General features: G+C 40.5%; 19 protein-coding genes. 7 read left to right on the top strand and 12 right to left on the bottom strand.

Annotated features, from left to right (window positions below; all coding sequences use genetic code 11):
- Window positions 1-226: 226 nt before the first annotated feature.
- Entirely contained in the window at window positions 227-1,741 is a 1,515-nt protein-coding gene (locus L4C37_RS04440; RefSeq protein ID WP_137373702.1) for a DUF3612 domain-containing protein, read from the bottom strand.
- Window positions 1,742-2,012: 271 nt separating this feature from the next.
- On the opposite strand from L4C37_RS04440, the gene L4C37_RS04435 reads away from it, so the two are divergent.
- Window positions 2,013-2,615: an aldolase/citrate lyase/malate synthase family protein gene (locus L4C37_RS04435; RefSeq protein WP_273293955.1), complete on the top strand. Its 603-nt coding sequence runs from the start codon at window positions 2,013-2,015 to the stop codon at window positions 2,613-2,615.
- Between the two features lie 279 nt (window positions 2,616-2,894).
- Here L4C37_RS04435 and L4C37_RS04430 read toward each other — a convergent pair whose 3' ends face one another.
- From L4C37_RS04430 to L4C37_RS04400, 7 genes are all read right to left on the bottom strand, one after another.
- Entirely contained in the window at window positions 2,895-3,911 is a 1,017-nt protein-coding gene (locus L4C37_RS04430) for a GGDEF domain-containing protein (RefSeq protein WP_429767985.1), read from the bottom strand.
- Window positions 3,912-4,165: 254 nt separating this feature from the next.
- Window positions 4,166-4,378: a transcription antiterminator/RNA stability regulator CspE gene (cspE, locus tag L4C37_RS04425; RefSeq protein ID WP_004730009.1), complete on the bottom strand. Its 213-nt coding sequence runs from the start codon at window positions 4,376-4,378 to the stop codon at window positions 4,166-4,168.
- A 298-nt stretch (window positions 4,379-4,676) separates the two neighbouring features.
- Complete coding sequence (locus L4C37_RS04420) at window positions 4,677-5,954, bottom strand: cytosine deaminase (RefSeq protein ID WP_429767984.1); 1,278 nt, start codon at window positions 5,952-5,954, stop codon at window positions 4,677-4,679.
- Window positions 5,955-5,963: 9 nt separating this feature from the next.
- Window positions 5,964-7,199 (bottom strand): cytosine permease, encoded by a 1,236-nt coding sequence (gene codB / locus L4C37_RS04415; protein WP_429767983.1) that lies wholly within the window; start codon window positions 7,197-7,199, stop codon window positions 5,964-5,966.
- Between the two features lie 402 nt (window positions 7,200-7,601).
- Window positions 7,602-8,501 (bottom strand): AraC family transcriptional regulator, encoded by a 900-nt coding sequence (locus L4C37_RS04410; protein ID WP_429767982.1) that lies wholly within the window; start codon window positions 8,499-8,501, stop codon window positions 7,602-7,604.
- Between the two features lie 553 nt (window positions 8,502-9,054).
- Window positions 9,055-10,278 (bottom strand): HlyD family secretion protein, encoded by a 1,224-nt coding sequence (locus tag L4C37_RS04405; RefSeq protein WP_137373708.1) that lies wholly within the window; start codon window positions 10,276-10,278, stop codon window positions 9,055-9,057.
- Window positions 10,272-10,607, bottom strand: coding sequence for an MFS transporter (locus L4C37_RS04400; RefSeq protein WP_137373709.1), 336 nt, complete (start codon window positions 10,605-10,607; stop codon window positions 10,272-10,274). The genes L4C37_RS04405 and L4C37_RS04400 overlap by 7 nt, the downstream gene beginning before the upstream one ends.
- A 147-nt stretch (window positions 10,608-10,754) precedes the next feature.
- Between L4C37_RS04400 and L4C37_RS04395 the strand changes: the two genes are divergently transcribed.
- Window positions 10,755-11,765: an AraC family transcriptional regulator gene (locus L4C37_RS04395; RefSeq protein ID WP_429767981.1), complete on the top strand. Its 1,011-nt coding sequence runs from the start codon at window positions 10,755-10,757 to the stop codon at window positions 11,763-11,765.
- Between the two features lie 136 nt (window positions 11,766-11,901).
- Here the strand turns inward: L4C37_RS04395 and L4C37_RS04390 are convergent, their stop codons facing one another.
- Entirely contained in the window at window positions 11,902-12,561 is a 660-nt protein-coding gene (locus L4C37_RS04390) for a pyridoxamine 5'-phosphate oxidase family protein (RefSeq protein WP_137373711.1), read from the bottom strand.
- Between the two features lie 90 nt (window positions 12,562-12,651).
- Between L4C37_RS04390 and pdxR the strand changes: the two genes are divergently transcribed.
- Complete coding sequence (gene pdxR / locus L4C37_RS04385; protein WP_429767980.1) at window positions 12,652-14,226, top strand: MocR-like pyridoxine biosynthesis transcription factor PdxR; 1,575 nt, start codon at window positions 12,652-12,654, stop codon at window positions 14,224-14,226.
- A 124-nt stretch (window positions 14,227-14,350) separates the two neighbouring features.
- Here pdxR and yjeH read toward each other — a convergent pair whose 3' ends face one another.
- Window positions 14,351-15,616 (bottom strand): L-methionine/branched-chain amino acid transporter, encoded by a 1,266-nt coding sequence (gene yjeH / locus L4C37_RS04380; RefSeq protein WP_429767979.1) that lies wholly within the window; start codon window positions 15,614-15,616, stop codon window positions 14,351-14,353.
- A gap of 250 nt (window positions 15,617-15,866) precedes the next feature.
- Between yjeH and L4C37_RS04375 the strand changes: the two genes are divergently transcribed.
- The 4 genes from L4C37_RS04375 to L4C37_RS04360 all read left to right on the top strand — a co-directional run bounded on the left by L4C37_RS04375 (window position 15,867) and on the right by L4C37_RS04360 (window position 18,670).
- Window positions 15,867-16,322, top strand: coding sequence for an Lrp/AsnC family transcriptional regulator (locus tag L4C37_RS04375; RefSeq protein ID WP_137373869.1), 456 nt, complete (start codon window positions 15,867-15,869; stop codon window positions 16,320-16,322).
- A gap of 229 nt (window positions 16,323-16,551) precedes the next feature.
- Window positions 16,552-16,932, top strand: a complete 381-nt coding sequence (locus L4C37_RS04370; protein ID WP_137373870.1) for a nuclear transport factor 2 family protein — start codon at window positions 16,552-16,554, stop codon at window positions 16,930-16,932.
- Complete coding sequence (locus tag L4C37_RS04365) at window positions 16,932-17,852, top strand: LysR family transcriptional regulator (protein WP_429767978.1); 921 nt, start codon at window positions 16,932-16,934, stop codon at window positions 17,850-17,852. The genes L4C37_RS04370 and L4C37_RS04365 overlap by 1 nt, the downstream gene beginning before the upstream one ends.
- A 203-nt stretch (window positions 17,853-18,055) precedes the next feature.
- Complete coding sequence (locus L4C37_RS04360) at window positions 18,056-18,670, top strand: LysE family translocator (protein WP_137373715.1); 615 nt, start codon at window positions 18,056-18,058, stop codon at window positions 18,668-18,670.
- A gap of 262 nt (window positions 18,671-18,932) precedes the next feature.
- On the opposite strand, the gene L4C37_RS04355 is transcribed toward L4C37_RS04360, so the two are convergent.
- Both L4C37_RS04355 and L4C37_RS04350 read right to left on the bottom strand, forming a co-directional pair.
- Window positions 18,933-20,096, bottom strand: coding sequence for an alpha/beta hydrolase (locus tag L4C37_RS04355; RefSeq protein ID WP_137373716.1), 1,164 nt, complete (start codon window positions 20,094-20,096; stop codon window positions 18,933-18,935).
- A gap of 195 nt (window positions 20,097-20,291) precedes the next feature.
- The gene (locus L4C37_RS04350; protein ID WP_137373717.1) at window positions 20,292-20,588 is read right to left on the bottom strand and encodes a hypothetical protein; all 297 of its coding nucleotides are present in this window, start codon (window positions 20,586-20,588) and stop codon (window positions 20,292-20,294) included.
- Between the last annotated feature and the right edge of the window lie 77 nt (window positions 20,589-20,665).

Here is a 20,665-nt window from a genome sequence, read left to right as displayed (position 1 = left end):
TAAGCCGAGGGTCACCTAGCCAACTGACGTTGTTAGTGAACCTAATATTGTTCACAAAAATATATAGCCAATCACTGATTTGTGGTTGGTTTTTTTTTGCCTAAAATTCACGAACAACCAAATCATTGCTAGGCAATGTTCCACTCTTCCTGCCATTACTATTTGCGTTCTTTGTTTTTCACTTTGCCTTGAACACTTACTTAACATTAAGAATGATGCACAAGATTTATGCTCCACACTTAGAGTAACAACTTGGTTGGCGCGGGCACTCCGCACCTCGAGAACAAATTAGTCGAGCTTCGGTTTCTATTCCTCTTTCTATCCAATTTATATTGAGAATTTTTGCGATAGTAGTGAGATCTTTCTTAATACTATTTGGAATGATGACTGAACCTCCGTTGCTCACACAAGATGCTTTCAGCTCTTCGGCTATGGATCTTGAGTCTCCACCTTGAGCATCGATTGCTGGATTAAGGTCAATACCAGCGCATAGAACTCGGTTGTTTCCTGCTGGATCTGTCATGTTGACGGACTCACAGCAATAAATACGAGGCTCGTCTCCAACATTTAATATTGAAATTTGTGCTGAGCTTCCGGCTCTTGGTTCGGTTAACCTACGGAACACTGCCCAGTGTTGACATGGATCGGCAACGGTTCTCATGTTTCCCCATGGAAGTGGTATGCCATTTCCTCTGTAAACGGCTTTTAACTTCCCTGGACCGTAAGCATCGAAATAGTGCCAATGAGGGTAAGGAGAAACGACAGTCATTCTTCTCATGGCTACTGATGGAGAAACGCCTGCGCGTTTATGGACATCAATTTCATAGCCGGTTCGGTCAAGTAACTGCCTAAATGGAACCTTGGGGCAAAGTAGAGCGCCTGCGAAAAAACTGGATTCAAAATCACGCCAAGCTTGAAGAATATCTTGAGAGTTCAATAGTGAAGATGAAGCAGATTGAGTGTCGTCCCAAGTGTTGTTATTGCCAACAGACAGAACACTTTTAAGACCTTCTTTACTATGCAAGATACAGTGACCGATATAAACGGATAAATCGTACTTCAAGCGAGTTGGGTATTCTTTGAGTATCTCGTTTAAGTAAATGGTTCCTGGTGGTTCAAAAAATGAAGTCACTAGTTGCTTGGCGTTTATACCTAGCTCGTCTACTACATCTTTTGGCGTTCGAGTGACCCAGCGAATTTGGATACCTAAATCCCGCGCGATATCAATGAGGTCTTCAACACCTAAGTTAAGCCGTTTGAGTCCAACTTCTTCAGCCGCACGCTCAAGATCGGGGAAGTGGTTTTGGTTACTTTCTTGATGGGCTCGTATCAACAGGTGAGCAAACTGTTTACCTGAAATCCCGGTTTGCGACAGCATCTCTGGAATGGCAATTTGCAAAATGTCATTTGAGAATAAAAAGCTGGGCTCTAAAGCCATCCCACGGATACCACCTCGGTTTCCTTTGTCTGGGGTAATGGCCTGCTGTTCTGGCTCGTCATCCAAAAACCATGTGGGGTCTTTTTGGAATACTTGAGCAACCACTTCAAGCATATCAATACTTGGTACTCGCTTTCCTCGCTCGATCATCGATAGATAAGAAACGGAAGGGGCGTATTCTGGGTTGATGCGAATACAGCGCGCAGAAAGATCTTCCATCGTGAGATGGTTCCTTTTTCTTAGGTTCCTAATTTTGGTTCCAAGAAAATGTGACTGACGAACTAAACTTTTTGACAAGGCCATATTTGTAAAATTCACACTGTAAAATTTTTGTTGTGAAATTGTAAGTAAAAAAGAGTTAGTCTACAAACTAAGCAATTCACAAAATGACAAAGTATTTAAACGTTAGTTTGGAATTATTGCTCTAGAACACATTATTACTGAATGAGCTTGTAAGTTTTCATAATAAATATCGGATTGAAATTAGATTTTCTACCTTCAATTTACAATTTTAAAACTTACTGGTTAAAGAGAAACAGTGAATGGTCACTGAATTAGTCAAGAGGGAAAGACTATGAATATGCTTACTTTCGATAAAACAGAAATCCAAAAACAAACAAAACCATTTATCGCTGAAGCTGTCTTTGCCGTAGAGACAATCAGTTCAAACCGACAAAGTGAAAAGCAGATCAAAGCTAAACAGCTACTTGATAGACTTTTCCCACTAGAAAATGGCTCACATCAAGACGTGACGAGTTATGTTATCGATTACCGACACGTATTGGCATTTTTTAAAAATGGTCAGCACAGTGGTTTACAGCACCCAAAACAATTTGTTGCTTACATGGGAGAGAAGTGCGACCCAGACTCAATTTTGTTAAGAGATGGCAGTGGTAGCCACCTAGAAGTAATGTTCGGCAGCCACAAAGGAACAGGGTGTGTTGAACTGGTTGATATTGACGATATTCAATTAGAGACATGCACAACCTTTAGCCAAGCGCCTAAAGATATGACATCAGATAGAAGTGCAATGGATGAGTCCACTGCAGCAATGCGACACTGGATCAGCTTGGTAAAAGGTGATGAGAAAGGTAAGCCTAAAGCATGCAGTGAAGATAAAGAGTTCAAAGCGAAAAGTGGTGAAGACTACAGACTTGATTACTGTTATCACCTATAAAAACCATTTTAGTGCTCCTCCAGTGATTCACACATAATGTAAAAGAATTAATGGTGCTCAAGAAATTAATGGTACTTAAGAAATTAATAGCGCTCAGACAAGGGAAGTACTGGGTTCTATTTTTAAGAATGACAAAGCCTCGAAATATCGAGGCTTTGTGCTATTAAATGAAACTATTTAAAGAGTAGGCTATAAACAAAACGTTAAGCTTCTTTGAGTGAGCCAAGCATGTTCAAACGATATTCGTCTTAGAACTATAGTCACTAAAAGAGTCTTCTTTTATATAGGCATGACTCTATTACGACCAAGTGATTTTGCTTCGTAGAGTAATTTATCTGCTCTATCAATCAGTGATTCTGGGCTTTCCCCTTTCTTAAACTCAACGACACCATATGAAGCGGTAATATTTCCAACTTGCTTACCGCTACGGCGATCTTTTATGGATAATTTTTCAATGGTACGTCGGCTAGTATCAGCAAATTGTCTTGCAATACGCAAAGATTTATTTGGTACGATTAAAGCGAATTCTTCACCACCAAATCGATAGGCACTTATGCCATCTCTACTGCTTAACTGAAGTTTGCGAGCAATACTTTTTATCACGGTGTCACCGAATAAGTGCCCATAGGTATCATTAAAAGATTTGAAATGGTCGATATCGAGAAGTATTAAGCACATCGCTTGATTCGTTTCACACAGAGTTCGGAGGTCTTTGTCGAATGAGCGGCGATTATAAAGGCTAGATAGACTATCAAACAGCGCGTCTTTTTGAACTTCTACAAGTTGATTCTTTAGGCGGCTAATTTCACTTGAAGCATTATTTAGCTGAGAGTTTAGAAATTGAGTCGAGTGTCTGATATCTCTTGATTCAGAAACAAGCTGTCGGACAAGCCCCATAACTTCATCGATAGACATGCCTTCATTCTCAACTCTAGACAGATCCCCTAAACTTTTGTCGATCATTTCTGAAAATGCAGAAGTGTCCGCTAAAGTATCATTCATTGAATGCGCAACCTCTGTCACCAAAACTTCAATACTCGCACGAAGCTCATTCATATTGGTTTCTGATTTACTGGCTACATAGTTGGTGTAAAGAGTGTCGCCAACTGTAGGGGGGCAAATGCCATATTGTTCTAGAACACTATCCATTTCTTTCGTTAGCTGAGGAATTGCATTATCAACATAGGTATACCACAACGCATAATTTGCAGGTGTAGTAGACACTCTGTTTTTCATCATGAGTGGAACAGCTTTTTTTAAGTTAGCGGTCGATTTTTGAAATTCATCTTTTTTCATTATTCTTACTGCAACTAGGAATATTAACGGGAGTGACTTAAAGATAAGACTAGCGGATTTTTGCGTAATTTGCTTTAAAAATTATATGATTAATGGGGTCGGGTTATATTAAATCGACACAAATTAGGATGTTCATATGAATTTAATAGTACGAAGTGCCGCAGAATGAAATTGAGGTGGGGGAAAATAACGCAATAGAAACAAAAAAGCGCCGATAAAAATCAGCGCTTTAAAATTCTTAAGCTAAATGCTTATTATTGAGCAACAACGTTAGCTGCTTGTAGGCCTTTTTGACCGTTCTCAACTTCGAAAGAAACCTTTTGGCCTTCTTTAAGAGTTTTGAAACCTTCAGATGCGATAGCACGGAAGTGTACGAATACGTCAGCGCCGCCGTTGTCTTGAGAAATGAAACCGAAACCTTTCTCTTCGTTAAACCATTTTACAGTGCCAGTATTTGTGTTAGACATAATTTGTCCCTTATTCATAAATTTTAATTGTTTATTGCAGTCTTCTGCAATGCGCTGATAATTGAATTATTTAATATTGCTAAGAAATAAGGAAAAACTACTTACAAAAACGGGTAACGATTTTACATGTCAATTTTACTTTTCTAACTTAAATAACTCTGGCTAACAGAGCGAGAGCATGGTAACACATTCTTAGAGGCTGTACACACTTTGATTGAGTTTTTACGAAAAAAAATTGCTGGTTATTTTCGAAGGAAAAGGGAGCGTGCGCTCCCTTGTTTATTGACTTTATTGATGATTAACGTTTGAAGTTAACATCTTCCGTTTGATCAAGGTTGATCTTGGTTTTTGCTAACTGAGTTTCTGCAATTACTTTACCATGACGAACTGAGTACTGAACTGGAACTTGGCGACGAACAGCATCAAAACCATTTTCGGCAGGAAGTATAAGTAAACTGCCAGGTTTGCCTTCTTCTATACCGTAATTATCTTGAATATTAAGAGTGCGGGCTGAATTCTTGCTGATTAAATCAAGTGATTGATTGATTTGGTCATAGCCCATCACTTGAGTAACGTGCAAGCCCATGTGTAAAACTTGCAGCATATTTGCTGTGCCCAGTGGGTACCATGGATCAAATACGTCGTCATGGCCAAAGCATACATTAATATTCGTAGCGAGCATTTCCTTTACTCTGGTAACACCACGGCGTTTAGGGTAATCATCAAAGCGGCCTTGCAAGTGAATGTTCACTAAGGGGTTAGCGACAAAATTAATGCCAGACATTTTAAGTAGACGGAATAAGCGAGAAGCATAAGCACCGTTGTAAGAACCCATTGCGGTTGTGTGGCTCGCTGTTACTTTATTACCCATCTCAAATTTATGAGCGAGAGCCGCTAGTGTTTCAACAAAGCGTGATTGTTCATCGTCAATTTCGTCACAGTGAACATCGATCAAGCAATTGTATTTCTGTGCCAGTTCGAATACGTAATGAAGAGATTCAATGCCATATTCACGAGTAAACTCAAAATGTGGAATTGCACCAATTACATCGGCACCAAGTTTTACGGCTTCTTCTAACAGCTCTTTGCCATTTGGATAAGAAAGAATTCCTTCTTGCGGGAAAGCGACAATTTGTATGTCTACCCACTCTTTCATTTCTTCACGGACTTCTACCATCGCTTTTAATGCAATCAATGTTGGATCTGACACATCCACATGAGTCCGAACGTGCTGGACGCCGTTAGCAATTTGCCATTTCAGAGTTTGTTTCGCTCTTGATTTTACATCTTCTATTGAAAGCAGTTCTTTACGTTCTGACCAACGCTCAATGCCTTCAAATAAAGTGCCTGAAATATTCCAATTAGGTTCACCAGCCGTTTGGGTAGTGTCTAAGTGAATATGTGGCTCACAAAATGGCGAGACAGCAAGGCCGCCTTCAACATCAAGAGTGTCTCCTTGGTGATCTAGTGGCTCATCTATGTTGAGAATACGTTTGAATTGACCGTCTTCTATCAGAATATTTTTCAAGGCATCTTGGTCTTGAATTTTGGCATTCTTGATAAGTAGGGTTGTCATAATGAGTCCTTAAGCCGCCTGAGAAGTCAGTGCTTTTTTATTAATTAGAGGGTTAAGTATTAGGTAGCTAAACGCCCCACCTAAAACTGCATTTAAAGGCACAACGCCTGGTAGGAAGTGACCTGCAGCTACACCGATTGCGACCGCGATAATGCCAGCCCAGTTAACGGTTTTGAACTCTGCTTTTGCAAAATCTTTGTAATGTTTACGGTTCGAGAAAAAATCCGCAATTATTACGCCACCAATTGGTGGGATAGCAAGTGATAGAAAAGTTAGCCAGCCCACAAAATTGTTATATAGCCAAAGAGCGAAAATAGTACCAATGATGCCATTAATTATAGACATAGCAGTACTTGAACGACCTGTAATATTCGAAATACCTAAACCTGAAGCATAAAGAGCATTCTCATTGGTGGTCCAGATATTCAAGCCCAGTACAATAATTGCAGGAAGTAATAAGCCTTGTGCAATCATGACATCTGAAATGTCTGAGTGCCCAGTCGCTGCAGCACCTGCCGCGCCAAAAATGAACATTAATGAATTACCGATGAAGAAAGCCACCATAGTCACTAATACTGCACTGGCAGGTTTTTTACCAAAGCGTACGAAGTCGGCAGTTAATGTACCGGCACTAACAAAAGACCCCACCACCATGGCAAGCGCGACGGAGAAGTCCATTGGTGTCTCAGGCTTTATTAGCTGAAGCTGTTCTAAACCGCCTACACTGTCTACTGCGGTGAAGACAGAATAACTGCCTAAGATAGCAATAGACGGAACAGCAATCGCAGACAAGATCATGAGTGCTTTTATACCAAAATAGACGGTTGCAGTCATAAGTAAGCCAGAAACTATGATCAATGTATTGGTATCAATACCTGTCGCTTTTTGTACTGGAATAGCAAACATTGCGACACCTACACCAAACCAACCAACTTGAGTTCCACCAAGTAACGCCGAAGGGAGCCAAGAGCCTTTAGTTCCGAAAGAAAAACGAGCAAGAAGGTGAGTGGAAAGACCTGTGGAAGATCCAATGTAGCCAAGAAATGAAGTGTAGATACCAAGAATTAAGTTGCCAATTAGTACGGCGAGGAAAAAGTCGTCAAAAGAAAGCCCAGTTCCCAGTGAACCTCCCGTCCACATACTTGCAGAGAAGAAAGTGAGTCCGAGCATTACCATAGTAAGTGAAGCGACCCCTTTCCTAGCCGATGTTGGTACCGGCCCGAGACTGTAGTTATTATCAGCCATTTTACACCTCCGCAATTACAATTAATTTAAATTATATTGACCATATTTCAGGTAAACGTGCGCATTATGGTGATATAGATAGATTAGTCAATAAAGTTTTAATTATGAAGTCTTGATAGTCTGAGGTTTTTATTTTAAAAGCTTTAAAAAACAGTCAATTAAGTTTTCATAATTATTTATTAAAAATAATAAGGAATCGATTACTATTGGTGTGATGATTGTTTATTAAGCTGTGTTGACTTGATAAATTCGATTATATGCTTATGAATGATTAACTGTAAAAATTGTGATTTGAATATGGTACTTTGAATTTGCACCCACACCACTTTCACTCTCTGTGAGCAGACAGTAAAAGTGGGTTTCTGGTAGAAGTTAGAGGTATTGAAAGGATTAAGATTTAAACTATTTGATAGCAGTACAGAAGCTTACATCAGCGTGACCTTTTTCAAGGTCGTAGTGGTGATAAAGTTCAAAGCAAGGGCGGTCATCAGTGTCTAGTCCTTGATCAACGACTTGGGCGATGAGTTCATCCCATGTAGATCCATACTGGGACTTATCAGTAATGGTTTTTCGAACCGTTGCATATTTCCCGCCAGTAAAATTTTTCACCTCTAACCCTTGAGGTGGCGTGATTGATTCATCGATCATTAGGCATAAATCAGTTCGGCAATTTTCAGCTGCAGTAATTTCAGGGTTATCGTGATAAATAAAGATCGAAGTATTGCCTGCTAATCCTTCAGGACCTGCCCAAGAGTAAAGTTTGCCAAGTGCTGGGTCATAGTTTTCACCATAAGGACCTGTAACTCGTAGGTAAGCGATCTGGCTTGATTCGAATGTCTTAATTTCCATATTGTTGCTCCATAAGGTTCGTTCATATCCAGTGTATTGCGGTGTCTTTTTTCCGGCGTGTCCAATCTTGCGCAGTGAGTGTCCAATCTTGCTGCTTCTCAGAAGTACCGAAAAATCATGAATATTTTCACATTCCCTTATTTGACTCGGAGTAAGTGCAAAATGCTGTTTGAAGGCTTTTGCTAAGCTTTGAGAGCTTGAAAACCCATATCCTAATGCGACAGAAGTAATGTTTGGTTTTGTATAGAAAAGTTCATTGGCGGCGGCCTCTAACCTTAGCCTCCGAATAAATTCGTTGAGAGTTTCCCCCGTCACAGCTTTAAAGATTCTATGGAAATGATAAGGCGATAGGCAGGCTAACTCAGCAACTTGCTTTAAATTGAGTGGCTCGTTGAAATTTTTTTCTAGATATCGAATTACAGGGAGAAGTTTTATTGAATAGTCTGTTTTCATAAGAGCACTCGGTTGCTTGAACGAGAGTAGTGTAGCGAAGTCATTTACAGTGCTTAGTACTGACAGGTCAAAACGGGAGTCGTTTCACACAGAAGATGTGTTGAAAGTTGGTCAGTGCAAGTGAAGCAGAACTATAAGTAGATGGTAGTGACGTTTACGAGCAATAGATAAAAAAAGAGCCAATTGCAATAACCGCAATTGGCTTATATATAGTGTGAACAATGAGAGTTCACTAACAACGTCAGTTGGCTAGGTGACCCTCGGCTTAAGAAGGGTCAATTTATATATTGCAGTTAGCGTGCCAACTTTTCATCAATGAAAAATGGTGATTTCAGAGCATTTTGGTGCATATTTGTTCAATGCTGTTGCGTTTTGGTATTTTTATTTCGCATTGTGAAACTGCAAAATGCGAATTGGCATCTGCTTGCGACGGTGTGAGCACAAGTCTTGGGTGAGATATGGAAATATGTAATTTCTAAAAAACAAAGTAAAAAGGTCAATATGATGTAACCATATTGACCTAACCTTGATGTACCGTGTTGAAAACCTGGATTTAAATCGAATAGAAGAAGTAAAGCTGGGATTTCATTCTAATAATTATTCCACGAATAACATCTAAAAACGCCATGAAGCTGATTGGTTTATCACCACTCACCCATGCGAGACCAACTGCCCCCACTGGGATGTCGTAGCCATCAGGTTCTTCAATTTTTAAACGTACAAAATGGTGTTTGTTTTGAAGGTTTTTGCCAGTCGTTGCTCTTACTGAATCATCCCAGCCCATTAATGAACCTTGTGCTTCACCTGTCGCTTCAACAATTCCTTCTACGGTTGCTGTAAATATTTTCCCTGGGTAAACCGCAGTTGCGAACTCTGCTGGTTGTCCCACTTTTACGTTTCGAATTGCCTGGTGATTTACTCGCATAAGCACATATTTTTCATTGGTGTACATTTGAATTCTTGGCATCAGTGATACACGCTGACCTTCACGCAAAATGAAGTTGGTAACGAATCCATCGGTTGGGGCGGTTACTTTCGTGCTGTTTAAATCCCATTGCGCTTGTGCCAACGAAGCTTGCGCTGAATCTACATCCGTTTTCTTTTGAACAACATTTGTTTCTGCTTTATGAATGTTTAATTCAGCATTGCTTGCATCTACTTGTTTCTTACCCAATTGGGACTGTAGCGTTTTCACATTGTGTTTGGCTAAATCTACCGCCGCGGTCTGTTGGTCAATGTCGGTTTCCGTAATGGTGTGCTTCACCACTTTATTTTGCTGTTTGTAACGAGCCAGTGTTTTAGTCTGCAGCAATAAATCGGTTTCTGCTGATTCAATTTGAGCTTTGGATGTTTCAATATCAGCTAATGCAGACTGGTAGCTCACTTTTGCGATTTCAACTTCTTGGCTCGCGGTATCTAATTCAGCATGTGCAGATTCAAGTTTCACTTGTGCTTTATCTTTCGCAATAATGAATTTTGTATCATCAATTTCGTAGATAAGCTGACCTTCCATTACTTCTTGGTTAGGCGCTATATGAACTTTTGTCGTTTTACCTTTTACCGATGTTGAATCTGGGCGCAATTGAATGTGGGGAGATTGCACCACTGAACCACCAGAAAGATCCATTGGTGTGTAGTTAATTAAGCCTACCCAAACAAATAGCAGCCACCCAGTACCACCAAGGTAAGCGAATGATTTCGTGCCTTTATTCCAAGGCATGCCTACTAGTCGTAATAGATAGATAAATAGAGCCCAAATAGCTAAGCCTTCTAGCATGATTGATTCTCCTCATCAGATTTAGTTTCAGGTTGTGGTTTCGCATGCCATGTATCTCGAAGATTGATGATGGCTTTTTCCATATCAACAAAAGCCAGTATCACGGCTAAAACCCATACCCAGTGCCAGATGAATCCAATCCATGTGAGAGCTGTAATCAGTCCAAGTTGATGATGATCTTTACTGTGTGCTTTATTGATTGGTAGCTCATGGAAACGCCAAAAGCCGTAACAAGCCGCTGCGATTGTTGCTACAAGCACAACGCCTGCTACAACATGTAATGCAGTGTCTGCGCCTGTTCCAACAAATGGGACACTAAGTAGACTCATTGATAACCCCTATTTCTTATTGATGGGGTGATTGTGAAGCCACGTGACCATAAAGGTAAAATAATTACAGATTAGTTCGAATTGAGTGGTTATTTGAGCTAATCTGTAATTGAAATTTCTAATGAATACGTATTCGTTGAGGTCACATTGAAGAATAATATCCACTTTTTGAGAACACTTGGAATTTATGGGATATATCAGCATGCCCTGACTCATTATCCATTACTCACTTCTAAGCTTGGGATTCCCGAATCAGTGTTTAAAAATCCAATGAACTTGATACCGGTGAGTGAGGTGAGCCAGTGGTATGTCAACCTAGCAAAGGAGACACAAGACCCTGATATTATACTCAAACTTGCCCCATTGGTTGATATAGAAAGAATTGGACCGCTTAGTCATTGGTTTTTCTCTGGGCATGATTTGGCTTCGACTATTCGTAGAGTAAACATGGGACTGCATTGCTTACAATCTGGAGCTTACCTTTCTGGTGCTCAAGTCGGTCCTTTGATTAAGTGGTCTTACGACAACCCTTCTTATTCTGATAAAGGAAAAGTTCACGATAGTATTCGAGTCGTCATTTTTATGATGAAAATCCTACGCCGTTATTTAGGTGACAATTTTTCACCTGCTCGTGTGCTGGTGGCTGGTCGTTGTGAAAACAGTAAACTTTATGTTGATTATTTTGGTTGTAACGTGGAATGGGGGCAACCAAGAACGGAAATTTGGCTGAAGGCGGATTTACGGCTTTCTACCAATCAATATCCATCTCCAATAAAGGGGAAATTGGCGATGAATTTTAGTGATCTTGATGATTATCTAAATATGCCGGATCCAAATGATGAATATAAAGTGATCTATGAAGCTATAAACTATAGCCGGCATTTTGGTTTGCCGACGTTAGCGAAGGTATCGAGTTTATTGAATCTTTCTGAACAACAGTTTCAGCGACGGCTGCATAAGTTGGGTGTGAATTTCTCGACGGTGATGGGGTATGTACTCAGTAACACGGCTGTTGAGTTGCTAAGGCATTTGGTGCCTTTAGATGAAGTTTCAAACCGATTAGGCTATACAAATATTGCTAGTTTTAATCGGATGTTTAAGAAGCACAGGGGGCTAACCCCTAAACAATATATTGAACGCTTTAGATTGAATGGATAAAGCCGAGGTTTGTCCACTCGGCCTCAAGTAAACATTAAATGAAGATAATGTCTTTGAAATAAATGGATTGAGACGGGAGCTAGAAATATCTGTTCAAGATACCTTCACCCGTCTCTACATAATCTACTTGGCTAGACTAATGTTGATGCCACCTTTTACCGTAAGCTTTTGAATAATCAGGTTCTTCAATACCTTCATATAAATCTGAAACTGGCTCTAGTGGACCCACAACGGTTCGGTATGGAAGAATACCAGCCCAAGCTGGAATGTCTAAATCCGCCTTATCATCATTTACACCGTGTTTACCTATTTTGACGGAAGCTTCCGTTAAAGGAATAGCAAGTAGCTCTGTCGCCGTCAGTTCTTTCTGGTTACTCAGTCTAATATCGTTAATTCTTCCTGGCGCAATTTGCTCTATAAATATATTCAATAGACGATCTTTCTCAGCGTTGTCATCGATGACTGAAAATTGACCAAATACAACCGCAGAACGGTAGTGTGCACTGTGATGAAATGCAGAGCGAGCGAGCACCCATCCATCAAAAAGAGTAAAAGTTAAGCAAGTTTGCTCTCCCTTTTTAAGCCCTCTTAATAGTCGACTGTTTTTAGCGCCATGGATGTAAACCATATTATCGACACGCCACGCTAACATTGGGATGACCACAGGACCTTTTTCTCCTGAAAGGGCAATGTGTGCGATGAGGCTTTCATCAATAATTTTATACAGTTTCTCTTGGTCAAATTCCGCTTTATGCGCGCCTTTTTTTATTTCTGTTCTTTTAGTGTTAGATAACATATTGCGCTCTCCTTCATTGCTTTTCTAGAAAGATAGCGATTAACTGGTTCGATAAATAGAACCAGTTTTAAAGAGTGTTTGGATCCAGTTATGCAGCCTATCGATATCGGTGACCTAACCTTAGACGAAAAATACAGCAGTCGACAAAGTGCGTTATTTCATGCTGTTAGAGAGAAAATTATCCATGGATTATGGAATAAAGGGAGTAAATTACCGTCCACTCGTAAGCTCGCTTCTGAATTAGAAGTAAGCCGAAACACGGTAATTTATGCTTACGAGCAACTGGTTACTGAAGGTTATATCGAGAGTAAAACCGGGTCGGGCTACTATGTCATGGTTGAACAGCCTGAGCAGTATTTACATTCTGATATTAACGCGACTTCAAATCTGAATGTAAGCGAGGGAAATAGTATAAATGCTAAGAATGGTCCAAATGCCAATTTAGATTCAAACTCAGAAGACTCAACCTCTATTGAAAAAGAGAAAACGCGTGAATTAGAGCATCAAACTCAGTGTACGTTTCAAGATGAAATCAGAAGTTTTGATGACTCGGACAGCTTTGACTTAAATGCCGGTTTTGCGCCGGGAGTCCCTGATTTAGAACAGTTTCCGTTTGCGAAGTGGCAACGGTTGTTACAAAGGCATATTACTCGTAAAACTTTAGCTGGCAATCAAAGCCTGCAAGGGTATTTACCATTGAGGCAAGCCTTAAGTGATTACCTGGCAAGTAGTCGATCTGTGAAGTGCAATCCGAACCGAATTATTATTACTTCGGGGGCACAGCAAGCCATTTCAATCGCTTTAATGGCGACTTTAAAACAAGATGATGAGATCTTAATGGAGGAACCGGGCTACCTTCAAATGCATAAAATCATCAATTTATTGAAACTTAAAAGGCAAGGCGTCCCTGTTCATGAAAAGTCAGGAATTAGCCTAGATACCATTCTTACTAGTGATGCTCATTCTCTGTACCTGACACCCAGTAATCAATACCCAATGGGAACGACGCTGAATACTGAACAACGCTTAAAATTGATTGAGTGGGCGCACCAAAGCTCGTCATGGGTGATAGAGGATGACTATGACAGTGAATTTCAATTCGCTCATCGTCCTTATACCAGCATGCAGGGGCTTGCGAGTAAAATACGACACGATGACCGAATTTTGTATGTCGGGTCATTAAGTAAAGTGATGTTTAATGGATTAAGACTTGGTTATTTAGTTGTGCCAGAAAGCCTAGTTCCAAGGTGTTTAGAAATTAAAGATGCTTTAACGGGAGATTCGGCTGCTCATACCCAAGCAGCATTGGCTGATTTTATTAGTGAAGGTGACCTGCTCAGACATATCCGTAAAATGCGCCGATTGTATAAGCAAAAACATCAAACCATGGTTGAAGCGGTCAATAGAGAATTTGCTGACGATGTTGATGTTATTAGCCAAGCGGCAGGTTTGCATGTCACCATAAAATGGCAAGGCTATATTACAGAACAGGAATGGAAATTAAGGGCAAAAGAAAAGGGGATTGTGGTACGTCCGCTTGGTGTGTATGAATATGTTCCTAACCCAACTCGTACTTGGCAAGGTGTCGTACTTGGGTTTGGAAATATTCGTTTGAAAGACATTGATTCAAAAGTAAAAGAGATTGCGCAACTTTTCTATCAGTAATCAGTAATTTATTTTATTGATATGGTTTACGTTTACTTGCAGGTGGCGCGATTATTATTTACCGCGACCACCTGGAATATCATCTAGCGCTAACACTACCTAACACTACCTAACGCTAACAGCATTATTCGATATTGGTTTGTGGCTTTGTTTTTTTAAGCCACTTTTGCCAAGGCAATGATAACAGCGTGAAGATAGAAACGGCGTACAACATAGACCATCCTAGGCATACAAAGACTAATACACAAAGTACTAATGAGACCGCTGCAATGTACTTTGAAGCTCCAGTCAGCAATTGATAAGCCGCGAGCATTGCTAGTAAGTACACTAAGACGAAAATGCCATTTGCGAGTTTAAGAAAGAATTCCAAATCTAACCCAGACAGTTCACCAAAGCTGCAAGAAACTAATACTACGAAGCCAATTGCGAAAGTGGCGACATAAGGGACACCTTGACGTGATAGTTTCGCTATATGGCTATCGGGTCTATGCTGTCTCGCTTGTGCCCAAATCATACGAGATAAGCTTTGGGTATAAAGGTTAAGACTGGCAAAACAAGCCAAAAACCCCAGAATACTAATTACGACTTTTAGCCCGTCACCGAATAATTGCTGGGTGATCCATGGAATGGATGTGGCATCGAATTCAGGTGAGCCATAAGCGCCTAATTTTAAAATGACCACAGAACATGCCCAATAGACGGCACCAGCAACAAAGCAGCCCGTGATAATAGCGATTGGGAAATCCCTTTGTGGGTTTTTAAATTCTTCACCCATATGGGCGAACGCTTCTATTCCGACAAAGCACCAGAACATCACTCCAAGCGCAGCGCCAACTGCCCATACTGATTCGCTAGTTATGGCAGGAAAAGTAATATCTTGAGTGCCAATATCGGCTTTCCAAATAAATGAGCCCACGAGAGTAAAAATAGAAAGAGCGATGACGGTTTGTAAGCGACCCGAGGATTTACTGCCCATGAGGTTCACCAAAACCAGTAAAGCAACCGTGAAAAACTGTGCCATGAGTGAAGTATTGAAAGGAGCTGGGAGTAATTGCTGAGCAAACCCACCAGCAAGCGCCACAGCTGCAGGAACACCAACAGGAATTACACTCACAAATAACCAAGCCACACTGGTTTCCAAACGTTCATTGAATGCTTGGCGGACGAAATAAGCAGTGCCGCCTGCATTTGGGTAGCGTTTACCTAAAGCGGCGAAAGTTAAGGCTATAGGGCATATTGCGATAAACAAAAGCAGCCAAGCTAACAGCGATAACTGACCGGCAATGCCTGCTGCAATTGCAGGGATCATAAATAAACCAGTCCCAAGAAGGGTGGTGGAGAGTTGCCCTATTCCAGAGATAAGGGTGATTTCTTGCTTGAGTTGTGCCATTCGCTTTCCTTGCCCGATATGCCGTTTAATTTGTCTTGTTAATTGCAAGTGAATCCACTGAATAGAAAGAATATCGTTTTAAAGCGCATATTACAGCTAGCGAAACGTCGTAATACTCCGTCACTTTGATTAAAGAAAAGGCAATATGCGCGAATATGTTGTGATCTTGAAAGCCGCTTTCTGTTCTAACGCTATGAATTGTGGCAAATTAGACGGTAGAAATAGAACAAGCAGTGGAAGCTTAAATAATATGGATAAGTTCGATCGCCAAATTTTAGAAATTCTCAAAGAAAACGCACGATGCTCAGTGAGTGATATTGCTCGGGATGTCAATCTGTCACGATCTGCGGTGACGGCGAGAATCAAGAAATTAGAGAATGATAAAGTGATCTTGGGTTACTACGCACAGTTGGCAGAGCAAGAGAAATCTCGAAATGTGTGCGCTTATATTTTATTGAAGTTTGATATGTCGAGCTGTGAGCACAATTGCGAATCATACTCGAAACAAATTCAAAGCATCGACGGTGTATTGTGGTGCCATTCTATTAGTGGTGAGACAGATATGATGTTGTATGTCGAAGTTGAAAGTATGGGGCGATTGAACCAAATACGCGATCAACTACAGCTTTACCCTGAATTACGCCACCTTATGACTCATACCGTTTTAGCTGAGTTTTTTAATAAACAAAAATCATGTTCTAGTTGATCACTGCGATTAGCTTTGAATTATGAGAGGTGATTTTAAAAACGTGAAACGAATATCCTCGAATTCACCTCAGTTCAATAAACCTGTATTTCCCAAATATGAATATTTCCAATAATGAAGAATAACCATGAGATCTAAAGCTGAAACGGACTATCTATTATCAAGTATCATTTATGAAGGTTCGACTCCTACCCAAAATACTTTTTCTGATGAAACGAACTTTGATGGTATGGCACCAAAGGAAGTGGTACTTAGCTTTTGGGCGGCAATGGAAACGAATGACTTTTATCTGGCATCGAAATTATTGACCATCGATTGTGTGGTTCAATGGCCTCAGTCTCATGAAACCATTTTCGGCAGAGAAAACTTTGCCAAAATTAACTCACAATATCCCGCCAGCGGCAAATGGACGTTTGTTCTGAATAGCATTGTTGCGGAACGTAATCAGGTGGTAACGGATGTGAGCGTGTCTGATGGAAAGCTATTTGAAAGGGCTATCACTTTTCATACGGTTGAAGATGGTTTGATCAGTAAACAAGTCGAATTTTGGCCTGAAAGCTTCCCCGCTCCAGAATGGAGACGCCAATGGGTTCAGGTAATGGGTGAATAATGTTAGGGAACATTAATTTAAATTTGCTGCGCTCACTGCATGTATTGCTTGAAGAATGTCATGTCAGCAAAGCGGCCCAGCGTTTGCACATCACCCAATCGGCTGTGAGCCGACAGCTTGCGCAATTGCGAGAGTTATGTGGTGACCCTTTATTGGTACGCGATGGAAATAAATTGGTACCCACAAATCGAGCACTATTACTCAAAGATAAGCTGGATGATTTACTTAGTGAATTTGACCACTTATTAGATGATAAACCCTTTGAACCCAAAGATTGGAAAGGGGAGTGGGTACTCTCTTCAAGTGACTATGTTGCTCAATATATTTTGCCAGATATTGTGGCAGAAATAGCCCAACACGCGCCCCAAATTAATTTGGCTTATCGCCTATGGCAGCCAAGCTATTTAGAAGCGTTGAATGAGATGGGCATTCACCTTGCATCCACCATGTTGCCAAAGAAGCCTGACAATGTTTCCAGCCTGAAACTAGGGGAAGATTTTTCAGTATGTTTAATGCGTTCGAGTCATCCATTAGCCAAGCAAAAAACAATCTCTTTAGATAATATTGTGGCATTTCCACATATTAAAGTGACAGGCGGTGGGGATAAAGACACCCATGCTGATGTGATTTTAAAACAGTTAGGTTACAAGCGAAGAGTCTCATTACAGGTGCCATTCTTCTCATCGGCTTGTAATGTATTATCACAAGGTGATCATCTCATGATCGTGCCTGAGCACATTGCTGTGAATTTATCTCGTCACTTTGAATTGACTTATCACTCACTTCCTTTTGATACAGAAAGCCATAAATATTGGCTGATGTGGCATCCAAAATACGACAATGATTCTGCACATAAGTGGGCTCGTGAAAAAGCGTGTAAAGCGATGCTGCGATCAAGCTACAATATCAGTATGATTTAAAATCATAACCTAAATGATAACCTTTGATTTCAAATAATACCCAAGTCGCTTTACTTTGAGGTTATTCGATAGCTTATCGGTGAGCTTGATACAGGGTGCATGGTTTAAATTCAGCATTTCTTTTAATGATATTCTCTTTTAAATAAATACTGTTATAACCCAATGTGGATCTAGTATGAACTGGCTTGCCAAGGAAAAAATATATGACACTGACAGTTTGGTTCTCTTTACTCTTAATTTGTTTACTTGGTGCAATGTCGCCAGGCCCTAGCCTCGCAATGATCGCGAAACATAGTTTGGCTGGTGGGCGTCTTAATGGACTTGTTGCCGCGTGGGCACACGCCTTTGGAATTGGCTTGTATGCGTTTGCGACAATCATTGGGTTAGCCGTTTTACTAGAGCAGTCACCATTGGTGTTCAAAGGGATAAGCTATGCGGGCGCTGGCTATTTAGCTTACCTAGGTTTTAATGCACTTCGATCTAAAGGTGGGGTTGCGGCTAAGCTCGAAGCTGGCGAAAAAATGAGTTATTGGCAATCGGCCCGTGAAGCATTCTTGTTATCACTTTTAAGTCCCAAAATTGCTTTGTTTTTTATTGCCTTGTTCAGTCAATTCGTAGCATTAGGCAATGACATCACCAATCAAATCATTATTGTTTCTACACCACTTATTATTGATGGGCTTTGGTACAGCTTCATTACTTTAATCTTATCTAGCCCTTTGGTTGTTGATCGCATTCGTTCTAAAGCTCAGCTGATAGACAGGTTGTCTGGCGTTGTACTTATCCTATTAGCTGTGCGTGTTGTGGTGACCGTTTAAGACTATTAGCTAAGATAAATAAAGGTTTTAGATGAATAAAATTTCAGTGGTTGAAATTAGAGCAATGGTTTAAGAATCACTGTTTTCAAAGTTACAGACCTACACCAAGCAAATAATAAAAGGCTCATGCTTTTCTGTTCTTGTTCTCATACTTATGTGAAAACAGTGACAGAAAAGTATGAGCCTTTTACTTTAGATGAGCTTTAACTATTGGTTTACGCTTAACTTGTCCTAGAAGCTAGAAGCTAGAAGCTAGAAGCTATTAATTCGATGTTTTTAACATCAGATCAAGAGCTTGCATGCTTTCATTGAAATATGGGTTATACGTTAACCTTGCGTGGTTCTTGCCTTGTTCAGTGTATCCCCAAGATGAATACCAAACTTCACTACCCGCCAAGCATTCATTTTCTAGGTTAGAGCCTTGTCCATTACTGCAAATTACTTCCGTACCGTTTACTCCATAATATGGATTTTCAGGAGAGAAGAGTAAGCCCATATGAGAACCATTCGATATTCTCTGTTCTTCAAGTGCCATGCTGAATGTTTTAGATCTAGGCTCATCTAGCGAGTGCTCACTTTGCCAAATAAGCATGTTGCTATTATTGGTCATTGTATTAGCGAAGGTATTTCGGACAAACTCAGTATCAATAACGCTGTCGCCTTCACTCATCATGATGAATACTGGCTTTTCGTAAATCCCTTTTTCCAGGTCGTCTCTAACGACTTCAGAAGTTTGGTAGTACACAGATGCTCCGTTCATAGGCAATGAATTATAGCGGAGAGGGTTATCCTCAGGATCTTGATCTGCCCATGTCATGATGTGGCTAGCCATGCCCGCAAATTTCACTGCTGGAGAAAAAGGTTGGAAAGCTGGTGAAAAAAGCATTAATCCTTTGATTGACGGGTCATTAATGGCTTGAGAGGTAACAAGGTTTGCGCCTGTTGAGTATCCACCCAGCCAGACTGCATCATAGTCTTTTTGAAGTAATTGAGTGTGATGATCCACGACTTGTTGCCAATCTTGAAGGGTGGGCAATTGTAGATCACCCACTTTACTGCCATGACCCGGAAGCAATACGGTTCGCACCAAGTAACCTTGATCCGCTAAATGTGTCGCAACATCATGAAAAGAGTATGGTGAGTCACCCAAACCATGCACCAACAATACCGCTTGCCCGTTTGGATTCGCCGGAGTGTATTGAGCTGGTGAATTTGCATCTATCTCGAATTGTTTGTCATTTGTCATGAATACACGGTGAGAAAGTAGCCATTCCTGAGTTTCTTCCACGTAATCTGTGAAGGAAGTTTGCTTGAAATTAGGTAGGTGATCGGATTTCTGGAATGCAGGGTCGATGACCTCTTTTGAGCAGCCAGCAAGGGCAATTGAGGAGATAGCAAGGATACTGGTAATAGTAAGTTTCATCATAGTGCGTTTGCGAGATTCTCTTTAATGTCATGAAGGGTGCATTCATTAATAGTGAATGACGTTCAAGTGATAAGTTTGATTATTTTGTTAGTGACTTGAGCGATGGCAGGTATATTTACATTTGCCATCGCTTGGGGGAGCTATTTTGTATGTATGACTCTATTTGCTATTTACGTTTCTGATTCAACTAATACGTTACTTCTGTGCTGAAAGATCTTCGTATTCACCTTCAATCACACTTGATTTTGCAGTACTTGCCCCTGAGTGCGTCGCATACTGTCGGTGCATTGTTGATTGACTATGCATAGTTTGACCGTGCATTGAAGCCTGTGGTCCAGCTGCAGAGTAGAAGCCTTGCTTCTTCATTTTACTTTGTAAGCGCTTACCTGTGATCATGGCTGCAATAGCCAATGGGATAGCGAGAAGTAGACTGGTAATTAGAGCCATGAAACCAGTAATTAAAGCGACAAATGTAATTAAAATATTCTTCATAATTCTTTCCTCTTTCTTTGTTTTAGCACTATAGCGATATGTGTATGAACAAAACATGAACGCGATTGTTATTTTAT

The sequence above is a fragment of the Vibrio kagoshimensis genome (assembly GCF_050337535.1).
In the GTDB taxonomy this organism is placed as follows: Bacteria; Pseudomonadota; Gammaproteobacteria; order Enterobacterales; family Vibrionaceae; genus Vibrio; species Vibrio gallaecicus.
The sequence above is the reverse complement of the archived record's forward strand: the minus strand, read 5'-3'. Positions and strand labels throughout refer to the sequence as shown.